Genomic DNA, 17,864 nt, shown 5'->3' on the forward strand with positions numbered 1-17,864 from the left:
GACTCAGACGCCCCAGACGACCTCTTTGTCGGCCTTCTGGCAACGCTGCAGCATCTCGATGAAAGGTAGCGCCCGCTGGCGCAGCGTGACTCCGTCTGCTGGTGATTGGGTCTTACCAGCAGCCTGGGCTTCCTGTAAATGCTGTTGCTGGGCAGCATCGTCCTGGGCGATGGCGTGTTCCAGTGCGGCAATCGCGGCTGGCATGTCAGCCGGCAGCAGAATGCCTTTGTGGGCGCTGGTCGGGTCGTCCTTGCCGATCAATTGCAGTATTTGACGTCCGTTGGGTTCCAGCATGATCAGGTCACCAGTGACTTTGGATTTGAATTTGTATAGCATGGCAATCTGGGTTATGTGTTGTATGCGAGTATGAACCAAACCCAATCATCTACAAAAATCCAGGAGTAAGGCTTTGGCACAACTGCACATTCGACGCGATCATTCCCTGAGCCTGGCGGCAGCCCGCAAAATTGCCTATGCGTGGGCCGAGGAGGTAAAGGCCGAGTTTGGCATGGAATGCACCTACAAGGAGGGTGCCAAGGGAGATATGGTTACCTTCACCCGCTCCGGCGTCAACGGCACACTGCATGTCACGCCGGATCATTTCGATCTGGACGCCAAGCTGGGTTTTTTGCTGGGGGCTTTCAAGGGCCGCATCGAAGCTGAGATCGTCAAAAACTTGGACGACCTACTGGCACCGAAACCGGCGCGTAAAAAGGCAGTAGCCAAAAAACAATAGCATCCACGATACTATTGTTTTAGTAGCTGTCTGCGTATATTTTACGAGGGCTAGAGGGCTGTTTAGCTTAAAGATTCGATCAAATCGACATACTGCTGCATTGCGCCCTTGCTGTCGGTGCCCTTGAGGCCGTTCCAGGCGTCCCATTTGGCGCGGCCCACCATGTCGACAAAACCGGGCTTCTTTTCGGCGTTGTCACCTACGCTGGCCTGCTTATACAGGGCATAGATTTTGAGCAGCGTGGCATTGTCGGGGCGCTCGCTCAGGTTCTTGGAGTTGGCGACAGCGGCTTCAAATTTTTTCTTCAGATCGGACATCAAGGTCTCCGGTTAGGGCGGGTCAGCAACGGTGTTGGGGAGAATACCCAACTGTGTTGGATATTTGTCCAGTATCTTACGGGGCAAAGGGCCTTAAGAATAGTACAGTAGCCCCAACGGGCTGGCACTTGCCAGTGCCCAGACTGTTTCCTGTTCCCATCCCCCGTACTGGAGAGTCCATGGTAACCCGAGCCACCGCCAAAAAAACAGCGCCGCGCAAGCGCCGCGCTGCCGCTGCGCCAGCGACCGAAATGTCTTCTGACCATCTGGCTGAAAAGCCAGTTGCAACGGCGCCCCACACGATACAGGAGAACGTCACCCATGCAATGGCCGGGGCCTTGGGGCTGAACGGCGAGCGCATGAGCAAAGTCGATACGGCCTGGCTGCGCATGGATTCGCCCTCCAACCTGATGATGATCGTGGGCGTTTGGGTGCTAAGGCCCGGCATTCGATACCAGGACCTTTGCCAGCGCATCGAAGACCGCCTCCTCAAATATTCACGTTTTACGCAGCGGGTCGAAGAAGATGCTGCCGGTGCCACCTGGGTGGATGACCCGGACTTTGACTTGGCCAACCATGTGGTCATCGAAAAGTTACCCAAAAAACCTGCTGGCCGCGAACAAGAAGCCTTGCAAGACCGCCTGGCCGAACTCACGATGCAGCCGCTCGACAAGCAGCATCCTCTGTGGCAGTTTCACCTGGTTGAACATTACAAGGGTGGCTCCGCCATGATGGTGCGCATCCACCATTGCATTGCCGACGGTATTGCCTTGATCCAGGTCACCCAGTCCTTGGTTGATGGTGGCTCTGCGCCGCCGGTTCGCAGTCACCGCGGTCCCTACAAGGAAGGCGTTGAAGGAGCCGAGGAGTGGATTGCCGATGCCCTGCTCAAACCACTGACCAATATGACGGTCAAAGCCCTGGGTGCCGCAGGTGACGGCGCTGTTCGCTCCATGGGCTTGCTGATGGAGCCGCACAAGGGCGTTGAAAAGGGTATGCACAGCTCGCTCGACATGGCCAAGCTGGCGTACCGGGCGGTAGCTGATCTGGCAGCGCTGGCGCTGATGGCGGACGACTCACCGACCCGTTTGAAGGGTGTACCAGGGCACTCCAAACGGGTGGCGTGGTGCCCACCCATTTCACTGGCCGAGGTCAAGGCCGTGAGCAAGGCACTGAACTGCTCTATCAACGATGTGCTGCTCAGCAGCGTAGCTGGTGCAATCGGCCAGTATCTGCGGGCGAAGGGTGACACGGTCATCGACAAGGAAATCCGCGCCATGGTGCCGGTCAACCTGCGCGAGGCTGGCAAGGCCCACCTATTGGGAAACCAGTTTGGTCTGGCACCGCTGGTGCTGCCGATCGGCATTGAAAACCCGATTGAGCGGTTGTACGAGGTGCGCCGACGCATGCGGGGCCTCAAAGGCAGCATGCAGCCGCTTCTGGCATTCGGGCTGCTGGCCGTGGCTGGCCTACTGGTCAAGCCGCTGCAGGACGCCATGCTGGGCTTGTTTTCCAAGAAGACCACGGCCGTCATGACCAATGTGCCAGGACCGCGTGAGAAGCTCAAATTTTGCGGTGCTACCGTAGAAGAGAATCTGGTCTGGGTGCCCCAAAGTGGAACGGTAGGGCTGGGAGTTTCCATCCTGAGCTACGGCGGAGGCGTACAGTTTGGCGTGGTGTCAGACACCCACCTGTGTCCAGACCCGCAGGCCATCATCGACCGATTCGCGCCAGAGTTTGCCAAGCTCTCGACGGTGACCTTGATGTTGCCTTGGGGAGACGAAAACTAGTTTCTTCGCAGGGGCGCTATTAGCTGGCCAGTTCCGTCTGGGCCATTTCTGCATCGAGCCTCGCTGTGGCATCCAGTGCCGGCATGGCGGCGGCCTGTTGGTAATACCGGGTGGCCTCGGTCATGCGCTTGTCACCTTCCAGAATGACCAAAGCATTGGCATATTCAATACGGGCAATGGCCGACTGCGGCGCGAGGCTGAGTGCCCGTTCGAACAAGTTCAGGCTGGCTTCCTTCTTGGCGCCATAGGTCATGTTGGCAATCAATGCTCCCACCTTGTCAATCACTTCAGCATGGAAGGCGCCCAGTGCGACATGGGCATCGGCATGCTGAGGTTGCAATGCAATGGTTTTTTCCAATGCCGATTTGATCTTTCCGCCTACGCCCTGGGCTAAGGCCTTGGCTACGCTAATGCCCTGGCTGTAACGCCCCAACGCATAGGCCTGCCAGTAATACGCGTTCGGGTTGCCGGGTTCTGCTGCTGCCTGTGCCGCGGCTCGCTCGGCCACCTGCAGGAACAGGATTTGCCGATTCTTCTCTTTGGGTTCCAGGTAGTTGGCGTAAATGCAAGTGGCCTTGTTAGCGACCGTGCTGCCAGCTGAGCCAGCCTGCAGGCCTAGCTCGGTCGCCTTCTGGAACGCCCCGCCATGAAACTGTGCCCAAGCAGCCAGTACTGCTTCGTCGTTCGGTAACGGCTCCAGGTCACCAGCGTGGAGTTGTAGCCAATATTTTTTGACCCGTGCCGCATCAAACACGTATTCGCCTTGGTAGTTAAAAGCCGTCCATGGCGTCATCGGTTGTCTCCTGTGGTGTTGTGGGTGTTGCCTACGGTGCGGTTGCGTGCGACGTGGCCACCTTCTTGTTGTTATCGTTGTGTTTCAAGTGGGCGCTGGCGGGCTGTAAGCGCCTACCAAGGTCAACAAATGGGTGCGCTGTTCAGCTTCCAGGTATGGGACCAGCAAATTCAGAACATGGTGGGCACCACGCATGAGCGCGGCCTGCGCGCTCTCAGGCTCCAAGGCGTTACGCGGGTCCTTGACATATTCAAAGCTCAGCCAATAAGTGAGCACCACGACCATGCTGGTGGCAGTTGTTTCCATTTCACGGGAGTCGATTCGAACAGCACCGAAACGGCTCATGCTGTCGAGCATGGCCTTGACCGCACGGGTCTTGTTCTTGAGGACCCATTGAAAGTGTGTTTCCAGACGCCGGTTCTTGCTCAGCAGGTCGTTGAGGTCACGATACAGAAAACGGTATTGCCAGATTAGCTCGAACAGGGTGTGCATGAAGAACCAGGCGTCTTCCACATCGCGCACGCTGTCGCTGGCATTGAGCAATTCATTGAGTGCCTTTTCGTAGCGGTCAAACAGGGAGTTGATCAGCTCGTCTTTGGCAGGGTAGTGGTAGTACAAGTTTCCAGGACTGATGCCCAGTTCGGCTGAAATCAGTGTCGTCGAGACATTGGGCTCGCCAAAGCGGTTGAATAGCTCCAGCGTGACTTCCAGAATGCGTTCTGCGGTGCGGCGGGGTGCTTTCTTGACCATATGTGTTTGCTCAGTGGGCGGTGTAGCGGGCAGCCAGGGCCACGGTCTCACCCAGATCGTCCATGACTTCTTGCAGCGTGGCAATCGCGCGTCCGATGCGGGTTGGCGCTTTGGGTGGCGCGCACAGATGGCGTTTGTGGTCGTCCAGGACCGCATGGTTGAGCGTAATGCCATGGTGTGTTAGCTTGGCGGATAGGCTGGTCTTGCGCGAGCGCAGCAATTGGCGGGTTTGCTGGTAGGCGTGTTCGGCCAGGTGTCGGCGCTGCGCATAGCTGAAAGTGTTGGCCAGGTAGAGCTCGGGATCGCGGTGGTCGGGCTCGATCAGAAAGATGTCAGTGTGCGGATAGGCGTGTTCGTAGTGCTTCATGCCCAACTCCATGCGGGAGTGGATCATCGAGCGAAAGGTCTGGCTCAGCACGGCGGGAAGGCCGCCATCAATGATGCGGGGAATCTCCCGCTTATGCGCAGGCAGTCCAGCGCGCATCACTTTTTCCACTTGGGGGGCCGTGGCGTCAAAGGGCACCAGTGGGTTCAGGCAAATCAAAAGGCCCACTTCGTCTTCCAGTGCAACGGATGCGTGCATGGTCTTTTTCAATGCGCCGTCTACATAGCACTGGCCGTCTATCTCCACCGGTGGGAACAGGCCTGGCAAGGCCGAACTGGCTTGCACGGCCTGAGAGATCGGCACATGGTCCCAACCGGGGCGGCCAAAAGGTGCGGCCTCGCCACTGTCCAGATTGGTGGCCACCAGAGTCAGCTTGGACTTGAGCTTGCGAAAATCATTGGTGCGGCCCTGTTGGCTGAATAGGCGGGCCATTTCGGTATTGACTGCGGCATTGGAAAATACACCGGTTGGCAGGGCTGGGCTGAGATGCTCAATAGCGCTCATGATGGACTTGCGACCCAAGGTGACATGCCACAGGGCAGACAGAATCAATTTTGGGAGCATGGCGCCACGGCGAACGAACTCGCCATAGGCAGGGGTCAGTAGCCAGGAGGGGTCGAAGGTCTCAGACGGCTCGCTGTCGTTTTCAATGAAGGACGCGCACAGTTCGCGCGGCGTTATGCCATTGGCCAATGCGGCCACGATGAAGCCGCCTGCGGAGACCCCGACGTAATGGTCCAGCTTGGTAAAGTCCAAGCCATTCAGCGACTCTTCCAGCGCGCACATGGCCCCAACCTCGTAAATGGCTCCCAACGGGCCACCGCCAGCCAGCGCCAATGCGATTTTTGGGGGTGTTTTTGTGTTCGCGTTCATAGGTGCAAAGTGTAGAGTGCCACGCCAATCAAATTTGCTGCATTGCAATACATCAATACAAGCTCAATTTCATTCACATGGAGGCATATTTCACATTGAAAAGGGGCGCTTGAGCGCCCCTTTTTGCCATCCATCGACATACAACAATTTATTCACCCTTTGCTGCGGCTGGCTTGCGAATCGGCGTTGCGCGCTTGGGGATCGCCTTAGTTGCGGCTTTTGGTGCAGGCGTCTTGCGCGTTTTGGCGGTGGGCTTGCTGGCCTTGGCGACTGGTTTGGAGTCAGGCCTCGGCGCGGGGGCTTTGGCCGACAGCTTCCGCACTGCCTTGTTTAGCTCGTCGATGCGGGCAATCAACGCGTTCACATCCTTGGCGGAAGGTACACCTAGCTTGTTAAGGGCTTTGGCGACGCGTTCTTCAAATATGTTTTCCAGCCTGTCCCACTGGCCTGACGCCTTGGAGCTGATATCGGTAGCCATGTGGGACATCTTGCTGGTGGCTTCGGAAATCTTTTCCTCGGCGGCAGCCTGGGTTTTCCGCTGGATGGTTACGCCTTCCTTGACCAGCGCTTCAAATGCCTTGGAGCCTTCGGCCTGTGCCCGCGTGAACGCGCCCAAGCCAGCTTGCCAGATTTGTTGCGCAGAATCCTTTACCGACCCGGTCAGTGCCGCGTGGGCTGCTGGTGAGGATTGGTTTTTTTGCAGTTTTTTGACCATGGATGCTCCTGAAAAGTTGGGTATTGCGCTAGCACGCATGCCGCGTGTCGGTACGTAAACGTAACTGTACGCGCAGATGGTGGCGTGGAGTAGGTGGCATCTACTAACTACTGCCCCGTTAAACTACTCCTCGTGACTTTTCTCCAACGCTCCTACATTCCGATTCACAGCCGATCCCTGCTCTGGCAATTTGCCCGACGCGACGTATTGGGCCGCTATCGCGGCTCACTACTGGGGTTGGCGTGGACTTTTCTCACGCCGCTGCTCATGTTGGCGGTGTATTCGTTTGTGTTTGTTGGGGTTTTTCGGGCTAGTTGGCCAGGAACACACAGGGACAGTGGAATCGAATTTGCATTGCAGGTCTTTGCCGGACTATTGGTTTTCAACCTGTTCGCAGAAGTCGCCAATCGAGCACCTAATCTGATAGTGGAACAGCCAAATCTGGTTAAGAAGGTGATTTTCCCGATAGAGTTGCTGGCCTGGGTGACTGTGCTTTCTGGCCTGTTCCACCTGCTCATTAGTGCGGCCACACTGTTGTTGGTGTTGTTGATTGCCCGTGGTGGACTACCCATCACCGCGCTGGCTTTGCCCTTGGTCTTGTTGCCATTTCTGCCATTGTTGCTGGGTCTTGGATGGTTCTTGTCGGCCATTGGTGTGTTTGTGCGCGATGTGAGTCCGGTGATGTCCATGATCGTCAGCCTGATCATGTTTCTATCGCCTGTTTTCTACTCTGTGTCCAGTCTGAATCCAAATATTCAATTTTGGATGATGCTAAACCCATTGACCCTGATCATTGAGCAGGTGCGCGCCGTATTGCTGATTGGCCAATGGCCGGCCTGGGGCGCATTGGCCCTTTACGGTTTGGTGGCCTGTGTGTTCGCTTTGCTGGGTGGGGTCTTCTTTCAGTTGACGCGCAAAGGCTTTGCCGATGTCCTCTAACAATATCGCTATTCACGCGCAACACCTGGGCAAGGCGTTTCAATTGTATGAACGCCCGATCGACCGCCTCAAACAGATGGTCATGCGCGGGCGCAAACGTTACTTCAAGGAATTTGCCGCGTTGCACGATGTCAGTTTTGAGTTACCCAAGGGCGAGGTTTTGGGTTTGGTGGGTCGAAATGGCGCCGGTAAATCCACGCTGCTGCAACTGATCTGCGGCACCCTGACACCCACAACTGGACGGGTAACCGTACACGGGCGCGTGGCCGCGTTGTTAGAACTGGGTGCCGGCTTTAACCCTGAGTTCACGGGCCGGGAAAACATCTACCTGAATGCCTCCATACTGGGGCTGAGCAAGGACGAGATCGATGCGCGCTATGACTCAATCGTCGAGTTCTCCGGCATCCAGGACTTCATCCATCAGCCGGTCAAAACGTATTCCAGCGGCATGTATGTGCGCTTGGCCTTCTCCATAGCCACCAGCGTCGATCCCGACATTCTGATAATAGACGAAGCCCTTTCCGTAGGTGACGGAGCCTTTGCGCGCAAGTCTTTTGACCGTATCATGCGATTGAAGGAAAAGGGCGCAACCATCCTGTTCTGTTCTCACTCGGTATACCAGATCGAGGCATTGTGCACGTGTGCGCTGTGGCTTGAAAAAGGGGTTGTTCAGCTCATGGGAGATCCGGCCACAGTAGTTGCCCGCTATCAGAATTTTCTGGATATAGATTCCGCGCCGGTCAGCACGACGATAGATCAAGCCCTGATTCCTGTGCCGTCCGGAACAGCTCGCATTCTTGGCGTGCAGACCCAGGTGGATGGCGTACCAGGCAACTCCTTAACGGTGAAGAGTTCGCAGCAAACGGTGCTCGTTACCATGGGTTTTGCCTCTGACCCTGCGCTTCTCCCACCGGTGGTCGCTATTTCGATTCACTCCCCAGATGGGCGCTGGATTGCCAGTAACAGTACCAAGGCTGATGGACTCGTGTTGCGCAGAGATGCCGCAGGCCGTGGCTCTGCCACCATTGAGTTCCCCAATATCCCTTTGCTCAAGGGCGAGTACTTCATTGGCGCCTACTTGCTAAGTGAAGACGGCATCCATATTTACGACGGCGCGACCAACGTCGCCACATTGCACTTCAGTCAGGACCATCTGGAACAGGGCGTGGTGTCGCTGCTGCATGCATGGCGTTGTGATGCAGGGCCAGGTTTGTCAACAGGCGGCGTGAATCCGGTCGGATTTTGAGCCGCTGATTGACTTGATTTTCTAAAATTGTCACATTTTGTGGGCCGATAGCGTGCATACATCCAACGCAGTACTCATGCGGTTTTTACCACCGGCGCCCGCCCGAATTTTGCATTTCACCCTGTCTACCGACAATCTGTCAGCTTGGTTGGAGGCCCAAGGTTATCAAGTCAGTGTTGCTCGGAAGTTCCAAGAGGGAGAGTCCATCCAATCTCCCACACACACTCGGCAGGGTATGGATCAAATCGGATGGCCTGCGGCAGAAGATGCTGCCAAAGGCTTCGGGGCAGCAATATTGCAGGGGTTCTCAAACCGAATCCATCCTTTAGCCCTGTTCAACCAACTTGACAGGTTGCTACCGATGGATGGGGTGGTCGTGTTGGACGGAGAGTATCCCCTCGCCGCGCGCATGCCACACTGGCTGGACCATGCGGTGGCAATCGGTGCGCGTTGTGGGTTTGACGAACAGTCTCCAGAGCCAGACGAGGTGTTGAATGCTGACTCGGGTTTTGTACGTGTCCTGCGCAAATCGGTTGTTCCGCGTTGGCAAATTCGCCATGTGATATCGGATGATTTCTCGAATATTGCCACTTTATTCCACGAGGTTTTTGGGCACCCGTTGAGTCGTGACTTATGGGTTTGGAAGTACGGACAAGGTCGAGGCAACGCCGCAACTGCGGCCCGCAATGGCGTGACGATTGCCCATTACGGCGGCATGTACCGGGATATATTGCTGTGTGGCACACCGGAGTGGGCTTTTCAGATTTGCGATGTGATGGTTCAACCTGAGGAACGGGGTGTGATGACGCGAAAGGGCCCCTTTCTGCTGACGGCAGCAACGAGTGCTGAAATTTATGGACCACTGGGGTTCGGGTTTCCTAACGCGCGCGCGATGCTGGTCGCGGAAAAGATGGGGCTCTATGCGGAAGTTGGGCAACTGGTATCTGTAACGTGGCCAAGCTCTGCACCGGGCTATCGCTGGCGTACGCGCGCAAGGGCGTTGAATGCTCACAATGAGTCAGACCATGCGGAAGTGGATGCATTGTGGGTCACCATGGCGCAGGACCTGCAACAAGATGTCGTGGGCGTTCGGGATTGGAACTACCTGGAGCATCGTTACGTTCATCATCCCCACAACCACTACGAGTTATTGATGGTCACTATGCGTTGGTCTGGAGAGCCTCTGGGGCTCTTGGTTTTAAGACGCGTCGAGAATGCCTGTGAACTGCTGGATGTGGTAGCGCCCTTGAAAAACATTCCCCTGCTCATTGATCAGGCGCGTCGGGTCACGGGCCTTTGGGGGCTGGCATCGCTCTATTGTTGGATTACCAAAAATCAGGCGCAGCGGTTTATAGACTGTGGTGGTAAAGAGGAGGCAATCAATATCAGCATTCCGACCAGCTGTTGGACCGATGATCCACGTGCACACCTATTCAAGAATCGGTGGTGGTTGATGGCTGGTGATACGGATTTCCGTTGATATGTATAGGCGCTACGCATTCGATTTAAGTCTTTTTGCCTGAGCAGTTCCGTCGATGTCACTTAAACGCAATACGTTGTGGAATCTGGCGGGCAGTGCAGTGCCCCTGCTGGCTGGCGTCGCTTTTATTCCCTACACCTTGAGGCACCTGGGTGGTGAATCGTTTGGTGTGTTGACACTGATCTGGGGTTTGATTGGATATTTCAGCCTGTTCGACTTCGGTGTGGGTCGGGCACTGACCTTTCAGTTGAGCCGATTGACGGCTTCCGATCTGGACACACAGGGGGCGGCGGTACTTCGAGCCGGGCTGTTATTGACCGGAGTTGCTGGATTGTTGGGTGTCTGCGTCGTCGCGTTGTTGACACCTGGTTTGGCCAGTCAGTGGCTCCAAATCAGTCCGGTGTTACAAGAGGATGCCCGTCATGCTTTCTTTATTGCGGCGGCGGGTGTACTCCCTACAACGTTGGCCAGCGGTTTGCGCGGTGCCATGGAGGGGTTAAACCGATTTGCCGCATCGAATGCCGGACGGATGATTTTGGGGACCTGGATGTTTGCACTACCAGCGGTATCCGTGAGTACCCATGGGCCTAGCCTAGGCTGGATTGCGATGTATTTGGTGTTGGGTCGCTGTCTGGTACTGGTGATGATGGCACTGCAGCTGCGCAAGATATTGTTTTCGCGTTTCGCTGCACTGACACGGCAGCATTTCAACGGTCTGTGGCACTATGGTTTCTGGGTTACCGTAACAGGGATTGTGGGCCCGCTGATGGTGTACGGTGACCGATTTTTTGTGAGTGCTACCGTTGGTGCGGACCAGCTGTCGTTATACGTCATTCCACAAGAGGCACTTTTGCGCCTGTTGCTGATTCCAGCTGCATTGACATCTGCGCTCATGCCCCGGTTGGCGGCCATGAACGATGTGCAGGTCATGCAGTCTTATCACCATATTTACCGGAAGGTGGGGTGGGTCATGTTGGTTCTTTGTGGGTTGGCCGGATTAGCGGCCTATCCCGCATTGTCGATCTGGATTTCCAGTACTTTTGCTCACGATGCGATGCCCGTGGTGCTGGTGCTGTGCATCGGAATTTGGATTAATTCGTTGGCATCTATTCCCTTTATCTTGATCCAGGCCAAGGGAAATCCAAGGGTGACAGCTGTGTTTCATGTGGTCGAGTTGGGGCTGTATCTGGTGGTGTTGTGGGCACTGACGTCGCGCTGGGGGTTGTTGGGCGCTGCGCTGGCGTGGTTGGTACGTGTGACGTTGGACTGGGTGTTGTTGCGTTTTGCAGTGCGGAGACTGTATGGTGCCTGAAACTTGGCCAATAGTCGCACTAGAGGATGTGGCTAACTGTCCGTATTGTGGTGAGGCAAATCGTACGCTAGCCTATGAAGGAATAGAGGATTGGGCTTTTGGTTGCGCGCCCGGACATTGGCGGTATTGGGATTGCGGAAACTGCAAGGCACTCTATCTGCATCCTCGGCCAACGGTTGACAGCATTGGTAAGGCGTACCGCAGCTATTACACCCACGGAGATGAAAAGGTAGCCGGTCTTTTGGCGGGTTTGAAACAACGGATTCGCAATGAATTCTGGTCGTTGGACATGCGAACCTCGTTGCACCCCCGGGTGGGATTGCCGTCTTGGTTTAGGCGACCAATTCAGTGGCTCAAACCATTTATCGCCGAACCATTTGGATTGCGGGAGATGGCGCAATTACCCAAAGGATTGCTGGTCGATGTTGGTTGCGGCAACGGCGACAAACTTCGATTAGCCAACCAATTGGGATGGCAGGCTCAAGGTATTGAAATGGATGCTGCGGCGGTTCAGGCTGCCAAAATGCAGGGACTTCACGTTGAACAAGGTGGCTATGAGTTGTTGGAGCGCTACCGTGGGCAAGTCGATTGTGTGGTTTGCTCGCATGTGTTGGAACACGTGCATCAGCCCATGAATCTGTTGCGTATGCTCTTGGCATCGCTAAAGCCACAGGGGGTTCTTTTGTTGAGTGCGCCGAATGCTTCCAGTGGATTGCGTGTCCATTATGGTGGAAATTGGCGCGGGCTGGAGGCGCCACGGCATCTAGCTATTCCCGATGCTGTATGGTTGACGGAATGGTTGCGGGCGGAGGGTTTGTGCTGCACACAGATACCATCGCAAACCCTGGAGACCGCTATTGAGTCCGAGCGTATACATCGCAGGGCGCTGCAAATATCGTTTGACGACGTGCGCACCGCCAAGGCGTTCTTGAAAGGCGCACCTGCTTTGAGCGCCTCCCAACAAGACATCGTTCAACTGGTGTGCGTCCGGTCACAATCATGATCATCCGGATTGCCGTGATATGAACAAGAACTCTCTGGACCTATTGCGATTGTTGGCGTCAACCATGGTGTTGTTCAGTCATCAGTTTGCATTGATGGGTCTGTCGGAGCCCCAGTTCATGGGCTGGAATACCTGGGGCGGCGCGGGTGTCACCATATTCTTTTTTCTGAGTGGGTGGCTGGTTTGGGCTAGTTGGGAACGTGACCCACATGCGTGGCGATTTTTTCTCCGTCGTTCTTTGCGCATATTTCCGGGATTGTGGGTCGTGTGTTTGTTGTCGATATTTCTTTTGGGGCCGCTTGTCACCACCCTTTCGTTGTCGGACTATTTCGGATCAGCAGTGACTTGGCGGTATTTTTGGACGGCGCTATTCTTGACGCCTTACGTCCTGCCGGGGGTGTTTGTGGGCAACGCCATGCCCGGGATAGTCAACGGGTCGTTGTGGACGCTGCCAGTAGAGTATTTTTGCTACATCACGGTAGCAGTAATTGGTGCGGTGGCGGTTTTCTGGCCGAAGGGTAAGGCAAGTTTGCTATCAGTCGGTTTACTGTGTGCTGTTTTGTTTACGCACTATGGCGTACTGCTGATCGGTGAGCGGTATTCGCTTTATTTCGAGATGGTGGCGATGTTTTGGTGGGGTGTCTTTTATGGACATTGTCTGAAGTCGCCCCCAAATATGTCCGCACGCGCATTGGCCATGGTTGCACTGGTTTTATTCGTGGCTATGGGGCCAAGGGGGTTAGAGCGCAGTGCGATGCTCGTATGCGCGGCGGCGCTCGTGCATTGGGGCCGACAAGTTGCAATTGGGGCCAAATTAACAGATCGTTTGGGTGATTTGTCCTATGGGGTGTACATCTATGCATTTCCGATTCAGCAATTGGTCATTGGCTGGGGGCGAGGACGCCAAATACCCTTTGGTGCCCTCTTGGTAATGTCGTTGTTGCTGACTTGGGGTTTCGCATACTTGTCTTGGCATGTGGTGGAAGCTCGGGCTTTGCGGTTTAAGCCGATGTCCAGGGGAAATAGATGACGCGTGTATGCGTCATTGTGCTCAATTGGAATGGCTGGCGTGACACCGTCGCCTGCGTGGCGTCGCTGCTCCAAATGGATGGCGACAATTTTACGGTTTTAATCGTAGACAATAACTCGTCGGATGATTCTGTACGGCACATCAGCCAAGCGTTTCCTACTTTGAAGTTGTTGCATGCCGGTTCTAATCTTGGCTTTGGCGGTGGCTGCAATGTGGGCATTCGCTATGCGCTTCAACAAGGTGCGGAGTATGTTTGGCTGATCAACAGCGATGCAACGGTGGACCGTGGAGCGCTTTCAGCCCTGGTCCATGTAGCTGATCATGACCAGTCTGTGGGTGCCGTTGGGTCTGTCGTGTTTGAAGCAGAAGACACTGCACGTGTTCAGTTATGGGGTGGTGGGCGTGTCAATCTTTGGCTGGGGCGATCGACACATTGCCTGGCTGCTGGTGCGGTTGACTTTGTCTCCGGAGCATCGATGTTGTTGCGCGGGACTGCGTTGAATGAAGTGGGCTTGTTCGATCAGGAACGTTTTTTCATGTACTGGGAGGATACTGACCTGGGGTTTCGATTGCGTCGTGCTGGCTGGAAATTGACCGTGTCCAAAAATTCCAAGGTGTGGCACAACCAATCGAGCAGCCTTGGGTTCGGGAACCCACTGCTGGATGAGTACGCAGCTCGCTCTTGTTTTCGTTTCCTGAGGCGTCACGCCCCAGTACCGGCGGTATCCGTTTTTTTGGCGCTGCTGAGAATGCTGGTAAAGCGCGTGTTGGTAGGTCGGCCTGATCGCCTGCGCGCAGTTTGGAAGGCATTTCGAACCGCATGAATACCGCAGCGGTCACAGTTGTCGTTCCCTGTTATCGGTGTGCCGCGACGATCGCGCGCGCATTGGAATCTGTTGCGTCACAGACGATGCAGCCAGCCGAGCTGGTATTGGTGGATGATGCCAGCGGAGATGGAACGGTAGAAATTTTGCATTCTCTACAACGCCAGTATGGTGATTGGGTCAAGGTGGTTGAACTACCAGACAACCGTGGCGCCGCCTCTGCCCGTAACGCGGGTTGGAATATCGCTACGCAACCGTATGTGGCCTTTCTGGATGCAGATGACGCCTGGCATCCACAAAAAATTGAAGTGCAGTATGCGTATATGCATGCGCATCCTGAAGTAGCGCTCAGCGGGCACGCGTGTCGCCAACTGCCACAGGAATCGGGGAGTGCTCCCCAATGGATCATCTATTTCCAGAGAGTTCGTCCCATCACTTGGGGCAGTCTGTTGGTACGACACGCATTTGTAACTCCCTCCGTCATGCTCAAGCGGGAAATTCCGCTGCGCTTTGCCGAAGGGGTGCGGTACATGGAGGATCACCGCTTGTGGTTGGCAATCTTGGATGCAGGATTTGCGACGGTTAAACTGGAGGTTGAGTTGGTCGCAATTTATAAGCCTGGATATGGCGCAGCCGGACTCAGCGCCGATATGTGGCTTATGGAAAAAGGGGAGCTTGCGAACTATCGGTATTTTTCCGGACAAGGAAAAATTCCACTCCCGTATCTGATGTTTCTGTATTGTTATTCTTTGGTCAAGTACATGCGACGACTTTTTGTCGTCCGTTTGCTGCGCCGCGCTTGATTTGCATGCCATCACTTTCCAATGATGTTCCGTCGATAGCCGTTTGTTTGGCTGCATTCAATGGTGTTCGCTATCTTCAACAGCAAGTTGATTCGATATTGAATCAAACGGGCGTAAATGTCACGATTTTTGCCAGTATTGATCGCTCCATGGATGGAACCGAGGCCTGGTTTCTCAACTTGCAGGCGTTGGATTCCCGTATTGTTGTGCTGCCGACTGGGGAGACATTCGGAGGTGCTGCGCAGAACTTTTTTCGGTTACTTCGTGATTGCGATTTCTCTGGTTTTGACTATGTAGCCTTTGCAGATCAAGATGATATCTGGCTGCCTGGGAAGTTAACGCGTGCAAAGGATTCCCTGATCGAAAATGGCGCAGACGGGTATTCCAGCGACGTAGTTGCATTTTGGGAATCGGGTAAGTCGCTTTATATCAAGAAGTCTTTTGCACAACGCAAGTGGGACTATTTATTTGAATCTGCTGGTCCTGGCTGCACTTTTGTTATCAGTTGCAAACTCGCCGTGGAAATGCAGCGCGTTTTACAACAAAAAATTGGAGAATTGGCGCAAATTGGATTGCATGACTGGTTTATCTATGCTTATGCGCGTGCGCGCGGTTATCAATGGGTTATTGATGGCTATGCCAGTCTCATGTATCGCCAGCATGCCAAAAATCAGGTCGGCGTCAATGCGGGCTGGGTCGCCTTTGTTTGGCGTGCACGACAAGTATTAAGTGGTTGGGGTCTGAATCAAGCGCGACTGATTGCTGGGCAGATTGGTTTACACAACGACGTCTTTGTGCGTAGTTGGGTCGGCGGGGGCCGCTGGAGGATGCTAAGACTAGCGTTCCAAGCGGCCAACTGTCGGCGTCGTTCGCGTGACCAATGGTTGTTTGCGTTGTCATGCGTGGCATTGGCTTTCGTGGGATGGAAATGAAAAGGCCCAAAATACTAGGGATTACTGGTGCCAACGGATTCGTAGGTCGAGCCCTTTGTGAAGAGGCGGTCAAGCGAGGATTATCGGTACGGGGAATTACGCGGACCCACTGCCTATTGCCTTCGGGTGTTGAGAATGTCGCTGTTGGCAATGTGGATGGCGAAACCGAATGGGCGACTGCACTTGCTGATTGCGATGTGGTCATCCATCTGGCAGCGCGCGTCCATATCATGCACGACAAGTCCAGGGATCCGCTGGCGGAGTTTCGTCGCGTCAACACCATGGGCACTATTACATTGGCAAATGCCGCCATAGTGGCGGGCGTGCGCAGGTTGGTTAACGTCAGCTCTATTGGTGTGAATGGGCCCAGTACGCGCGGAAATTTGGAGTTCACGGATCAAGACACACCAGATCCTCATAATCCCTATTCAGTTTCAAAATGGGAAGCGGAGCAAGCATTGCGATTGATTCAATTGGCCGGTGAATTGGAGGTGGTGACCGTGCGCCCACCGTTAATTTACGGACCAGGGGTGGGAGGCAATTTTTTGCGTCTATTGGGTGCGGTCCACCGCGGTATACCTTTGCCATTGGGTGCGACCAAGAATTTTCGCGATTTGCTTTATGTGGGGAATTTAGTGGACTTTTTGATCGTTTGCGCATGCCACTCCGCAGCGAACGGGCATACCTATTTGGTCAGCGATGGAACCCCCGTCTCCACCCATGCCTTGTTGCGGGGTCTTGCCAGGGCCCTGGGCGTTCCATCGCGGCTGTTACCGGTTCCCCCGTTTTTGCTGCAAATGCTGGGCAATGTGACGGGTTCAACTGCGGAATTTGAACGACTGCTCAGTTCCTTACGAGTGGACAGCAGCAAGGTGTACCGTGAACTAGATTGGTATCCCCCATTTACCTTGCGCCAAGGCCTGCAAGCAACCGCAGACTGGTATCGGTCGGTTCATCCCAATTGAATCAAATAATACATGAAACGCATTTTTGATCTGGTTATGGCTGTGTGGGTAATGGCTGTTTTGTCGATTCCATTTGTTTTGGTCGCCATTATGGTCCGTCTTAGTTCGCCAGGCCCCGTGTTGTATTGGTCTGATCGGGTCGGTCGTTATAACCGTATTTTTAAAATGCCCAAGTTCCGTAGTATGCGGCTGGGCACGCCGGCAGTGGCAACCCATTTGCTCTCCAACCCCGAAGATCATCTCACGCCAATTGGTGGGTTCTTGCGGAAAAGCAGCCTGGATGAACTTCCGCAGCTTTGGAGCATTTTCAAGGGCGATATGAGTTTTGTGGGACCTCGCCCTGCGCTCTACAACCAGAACGATCTGATCGCTCTGCGGTCCCAGTGTGGAGTGGATACCCTGGTGCCAGGGTTGACCGGCTGGGCGCAGATCAATGGAAGGGATGAGCTGCCCATTCCGCAAAAGGTGGCATTGGATCGTGAATACCTTGAACGTCAATCCCTCTTGCTAGATATCAGGATATTATGTTGGACGGCGTTGAAGGTTATTATGCGAACCGACATTACCCATTGAAACGATTAACAGGAGAAATACCATGAATAGTTTGATTGATATTCAGAGTCAAATCGAGAAGTTGCAAAAACAAGCGGCTGATATTAAAAGTAGGGAATTTGATAAAACGGTATTGGACATTCGCGCAAAAATGCAGGCCTTTGGAATCACGATCAAGGATTTGCAGTCTGCTGCGCCCAAAGGCCGCAAAAGCAAAGGTAAAGCAGCGGGAGCTGGTGTCGTAAAGGCGGCGGCAACCAAAAGGAAGGTTGGCGTTGCGGTTGCGGCCAAGTACCGTGGTCCGAATGGAGAATCCTGGAGTGGAAGAGGCCTGAAACCTCGTTGGCTGGCTGCCCTGCTGGCTGAGGGCCGGACCAAAGAAGAGTTTGCTATTTAGTTCGGACCCGAAACAACAACAT

Annotated in this window: 20 protein-coding genes; 14 read left to right on the forward strand and 6 right to left on the reverse strand. The window is 54.6% G+C overall.

The genetic code is table 11. From position 1 onward, the window contains the following. Nucleotides 1-3: 3 nt before the first annotated feature. On the reverse strand, nucleotides 4-336 hold the full coding sequence (locus IPI80_RS18100; RefSeq protein WP_413862507.1) for a DUF1840 domain-containing protein: 333 nt from the start codon (nucleotides 334-336) through the stop codon (nucleotides 4-6). A gap of 73 nt (nucleotides 337-409) precedes the next feature. Between IPI80_RS18100 and IPI80_RS18105 the strand changes: the two genes are divergently transcribed. Beyond that, nucleotides 410-736, forward strand: coding sequence for a polyhydroxyalkanoic acid system family protein (locus IPI80_RS18105; RefSeq protein WP_413862508.1), 327 nt, complete (start codon nucleotides 410-412; stop codon nucleotides 734-736). A 62-nt stretch (nucleotides 737-798) separates the two neighbouring features. Here IPI80_RS18105 and IPI80_RS18110 read toward each other — a convergent pair whose 3' ends face one another. Further along, on the reverse strand, nucleotides 799-1,053 hold the full coding sequence (locus IPI80_RS18110; RefSeq protein ID WP_413862509.1) for an acyl-CoA-binding protein: 255 nt from the start codon (nucleotides 1,051-1,053) through the stop codon (nucleotides 799-801). A 179-nt stretch (nucleotides 1,054-1,232) separates the two neighbouring features. On the opposite strand from IPI80_RS18110, the gene IPI80_RS18115 reads away from it, so the two are divergent. Next, entirely contained in the window at nucleotides 1,233-2,843 is a 1,611-nt protein-coding gene (locus IPI80_RS18115) for a wax ester/triacylglycerol synthase family O-acyltransferase (protein WP_413862510.1), read from the forward strand. Between the two features lie 19 nt (nucleotides 2,844-2,862). On the opposite strand, the gene IPI80_RS18120 is transcribed toward IPI80_RS18115, so the two are convergent. The 4 genes from IPI80_RS18120 to IPI80_RS18135 form a co-directional block, all read right to left on the reverse strand. Next, nucleotides 2,863-3,636, reverse strand: a complete 774-nt coding sequence (locus tag IPI80_RS18120; protein ID WP_413862511.1) for a hypothetical protein — start codon at nucleotides 3,634-3,636, stop codon at nucleotides 2,863-2,865. An 84-nt stretch (nucleotides 3,637-3,720) separates the two neighbouring features. Further along, nucleotides 3,721-4,386 carry a TetR/AcrR family transcriptional regulator gene (locus tag IPI80_RS18125; RefSeq protein ID WP_413862512.1) on the reverse strand — a complete coding sequence of 222 codons (666 nt, stop codon included), beginning with the start codon at nucleotides 4,384-4,386 and terminating at the stop codon, nucleotides 3,721-3,723. Between the two features lie 10 nt (nucleotides 4,387-4,396). Then, entirely contained in the window at nucleotides 4,397-5,644 is a 1,248-nt protein-coding gene (locus tag IPI80_RS18130) for a patatin-like phospholipase family protein (RefSeq protein WP_413862513.1), read from the reverse strand. A 148-nt stretch (nucleotides 5,645-5,792) separates the two neighbouring features. Further along, nucleotides 5,793-6,359, reverse strand: coding sequence for a phasin family protein (locus IPI80_RS18135; RefSeq protein ID WP_413862514.1), 567 nt, complete (start codon nucleotides 6,357-6,359; stop codon nucleotides 5,793-5,795). Between the two features lie 132 nt (nucleotides 6,360-6,491). On the opposite strand from IPI80_RS18135, the gene IPI80_RS18140 reads away from it, so the two are divergent. From IPI80_RS18140 to IPI80_RS18195, 12 genes are read left to right on the forward strand one after another with little or no spacing between them, the layout of a single operon-like run. Continuing rightward, a complete protein-coding gene (locus IPI80_RS18140; RefSeq protein ID WP_413862515.1) occupies nucleotides 6,492-7,298 on the forward strand; it encodes an ABC transporter permease in 807 nt (268 codons plus the stop codon). Further along, nucleotides 7,288-8,544: an ABC transporter ATP-binding protein gene (locus tag IPI80_RS18145; protein WP_413862516.1), complete on the forward strand. Its 1,257-nt coding sequence runs from the start codon at nucleotides 7,288-7,290 to the stop codon at nucleotides 8,542-8,544. Before IPI80_RS18140 ends, IPI80_RS18145 begins: the two co-directional genes overlap by 11 nt. A 52-nt stretch (nucleotides 8,545-8,596) precedes the next feature. After that, nucleotides 8,597-10,024 (forward strand): hypothetical protein, encoded by a 1,428-nt coding sequence (locus IPI80_RS18150; protein WP_413862517.1) that lies wholly within the window; start codon nucleotides 8,597-8,599, stop codon nucleotides 10,022-10,024. Nucleotides 10,025-10,079: 55 nt separating this feature from the next. Then, complete coding sequence (locus IPI80_RS18155) at nucleotides 10,080-11,336, forward strand: flippase (protein WP_413862518.1); 1,257 nt, start codon at nucleotides 10,080-10,082, stop codon at nucleotides 11,334-11,336. Next, entirely contained in the window at nucleotides 11,326-12,339 is a 1,014-nt protein-coding gene (locus IPI80_RS18160) for a class I SAM-dependent methyltransferase (protein ID WP_413862519.1), read from the forward strand. The genes IPI80_RS18155 and IPI80_RS18160 overlap by 11 nt, the downstream gene beginning before the upstream one ends. Before the next feature lie 19 nt (nucleotides 12,340-12,358). After that, on the forward strand, nucleotides 12,359-13,369 hold the full coding sequence (locus IPI80_RS18165) for an acyltransferase family protein (protein ID WP_413862520.1): 1,011 nt from the start codon (nucleotides 12,359-12,361) through the stop codon (nucleotides 13,367-13,369). A gap of 17 nt (nucleotides 13,370-13,386) precedes the next feature. Next, the gene (locus tag IPI80_RS18170) at nucleotides 13,387-14,193 is read left to right on the forward strand and encodes a glycosyltransferase family 2 protein (RefSeq protein WP_413862521.1); all 807 of its coding nucleotides are present in this window, start codon (nucleotides 13,387-13,389) and stop codon (nucleotides 14,191-14,193) included. Continuing rightward, nucleotides 14,190-14,996, forward strand: a complete 807-nt coding sequence (locus tag IPI80_RS18175; protein WP_413862522.1) for a glycosyltransferase family 2 protein — start codon at nucleotides 14,190-14,192, stop codon at nucleotides 14,994-14,996. The genes IPI80_RS18170 and IPI80_RS18175 overlap by 4 nt, the downstream gene beginning before the upstream one ends. Nucleotides 14,997-15,001: 5 nt before the next feature. After that, nucleotides 15,002-15,928, forward strand: coding sequence for a glycosyltransferase (locus tag IPI80_RS18180; protein WP_413862523.1), 927 nt, complete (start codon nucleotides 15,002-15,004; stop codon nucleotides 15,926-15,928). Next, nucleotides 15,895-16,893, forward strand: a complete 999-nt coding sequence (locus tag IPI80_RS18185; RefSeq protein WP_413862524.1) for an NAD-dependent epimerase/dehydratase family protein — start codon at nucleotides 15,895-15,897, stop codon at nucleotides 16,891-16,893. The genes IPI80_RS18180 and IPI80_RS18185 overlap by 34 nt, the downstream gene beginning before the upstream one ends. Before the next feature lie 12 nt (nucleotides 16,894-16,905). Further along, on the forward strand, nucleotides 16,906-17,466 hold the full coding sequence (locus IPI80_RS18190) for a sugar transferase (protein WP_413862525.1): 561 nt from the start codon (nucleotides 16,906-16,908) through the stop codon (nucleotides 17,464-17,466). 22 nt (nucleotides 17,467-17,488) lie between these two features. Continuing rightward, a complete protein-coding gene (locus tag IPI80_RS18195) occupies nucleotides 17,489-17,842 on the forward strand; it encodes an H-NS family nucleoid-associated regulatory protein (protein WP_413862526.1) in 354 nt (117 codons plus the stop codon). Nucleotides 17,843-17,864: the final 22 nt, after the last annotated feature.

It is taken from the genome of Candidatus Aalborgicola defluviihabitans (genome assembly GCF_016705985.1).
Lineage (GTDB): Bacteria > Pseudomonadota > Gammaproteobacteria > Burkholderiales > Burkholderiaceae_C > Allorhodoferax > Allorhodoferax defluviihabitans.